Raw genomic sequence first — 1,773 nt, 5'->3', positions numbered from 1 at the left:
TTCTTTTGTTAGTGCCTGATTTTGTCCTTCAACCACGAAGGCTTTGTTCAGGAACGAGTCGCACTGATATCCATATCATATCCGGCTCTTACCGCCTTTTTCTGTTCCTCGATCTTGGACCGGTCAAGCTCTGTGATCGTATGTTTGATGGTCTTGATGGCCTCATTCTGATCCACAGACTGAATATGCATGGTCACGACCTGGCTGGACTCCATAGAAAGGAAATCCGCCAGAAGCCTGTCACTGATATCCGATGCATCAATGGATAAGAAGCTCATGCAGCCATACATTTCTCCGATCTGAAAATATCTTCCGGTCGGAAATGCGAAACTGCTTGGTGCAATAAAATCTTTTACGGAAAGCCCGGAAGAGGTCAGATATTTCCAGTCAAAATTGAATTTCGCATCGTCTCCCATATGAAACTGCCTGTGCATCACTTCCAGCCGTTCCGAACCATTTAACGTCCGTGCCTGGACTCCCAGCCTTTTGAAATTGTTGAGGATATCCGTTTCAATATGAATCAGTCTCGGCTTCGCATTTTTCATCGACTCTGCATGGATTCCGAATGTCAGGTATTTTGTCTTCGTAAGACCGTTGTTTCCTGCCTCCATCTGATGGAGAAGCACTTCTGAATATTCATCCCTGACATCATCAAATCCATCATTCTTATGGGAAATCGCAATGCTTTTTTCAAAATCCGTTACATCGGTCGCCATGTTGCTGAATGACAACTGAAACCGGACTGAACTGTCAAAGAAATTCAGGAAAGAGCACCACTCTTCAAAAATCTCGGTCTTATCTTCCTGCTGTGCCAGCTGATAATTGATATCCTCGTACTGGATCGTCTTTGTATAGTAATCAAGGCCGATCCTGCAAATTCCATCCGGGAACATTCTGTCAAATGGAATGCTCTGCTGAGCAGTCTTTGGAATCCCATCATTTCTCTGGGCATCCCTGATTACTTTTCTTACGGCTCTCTGTTCTTCTTTATTTAATCCTTCCGGCATTGTGAACTTTCTGCTGTCCTGATTTTTCTTTTTGAGAAAGTCTAACAATCTTTTCTACCTCTCTTTCTGCTTCTGCCTGCCGCATAAGCGCGGCATAGTAATTATCCGTTCTATACGGACGAATCTTTGGCCTTATAAATAATGCCTGTATCATGTGGTTCAAAATGACCTCTAACGTCTGCCCGTTTCTCTCATACATAGCCATAAAGAAAAACGGCATCATGATCACCATCATCCCCATAACTGCTGTATTTACTGTCACCACCGTTTTTAATAAAAAGAATGACGGTACTCCGATCAGTGCCGCCATTCCAAAACAGATCAGCTGTCTTTTGGTCAGATTGAACATCACCTTGCTTTTTACTTTTGTCAGGTCCCTTGGGACACTGATATACGATGCTGCCATAATCTCTCCTTAATGCGCATGGAATACGCTGTGTGCTACTGCTCCCGTCTTAAACAGTGTGAACGCCAAAAGAATCGTAAATCCCATGACTCTCCACAGGGAGCCTATGATATCTGTAGTGAATGCCACAGACTGAATCAAGACTGCATAGATTCCAACGCACACCATGATGAGAAATCCCTGAAAACCAAGAGCAAAGAGGCCTCTCAAATAATTCTGTCCCATCATGCTCTGTTCTCTGTTCCCAAAAGTTGCAAATGGAATCGGTGCCAGGCTTACCATTAGTAGGGTAAGAACCCGGCGCCTTACCATATCACTATGGCAGGTTTCCGAGAACTCCCCTCCGAACCGGACTTACAC

At 44.3% G+C, this 1,773-nt stretch carries 1 protein-coding gene and 2 pseudogenes; all 3 read right to left on the bottom strand.

Features of this window, described 5'->3' with window-relative positions; translation table 11 throughout:
* Positions 1-65 precede the first annotated feature (65 nt).
* Positions 66-1,007: pseudogene (locus LKD36_RS17410) on the bottom strand (VirB4-like conjugal transfer ATPase, CD1110 family); the annotation flags it as partial.
* The gene (locus tag LKD36_RS17405; RefSeq protein ID WP_308460386.1) at positions 988-1,413 is read right to left on the bottom strand and encodes a PrgI family protein; all 426 of its coding nucleotides are present in this window, start codon (positions 1,411-1,413) and stop codon (positions 988-990) included. The gene LKD36_RS17405 and the pseudogene LKD36_RS17410, both read right to left, overlap by 20 nt.
* Before the next feature lie 9 nt (positions 1,414-1,422).
* Positions 1,423-1,701, bottom strand: a pseudogene (locus tag LKD36_RS17400) (VirB6/TrbL-like conjugal transfer protein, CD1112 family); the annotation flags it as partial.
* Positions 1,702-1,773 lie beyond the last annotated feature (72 nt).

The sequence above is a fragment of the Hominiventricola filiformis genome, assembly GCF_020686965.1.
Lineage (GTDB): Bacteria > Bacillota > Clostridia > Lachnospirales > Lachnospiraceae > Hominiventricola > Hominiventricola filiformis.
The sequence above is the reverse complement of the archived record's forward strand: the minus strand, read 5'-3'. Positions and strand labels throughout refer to the sequence as shown.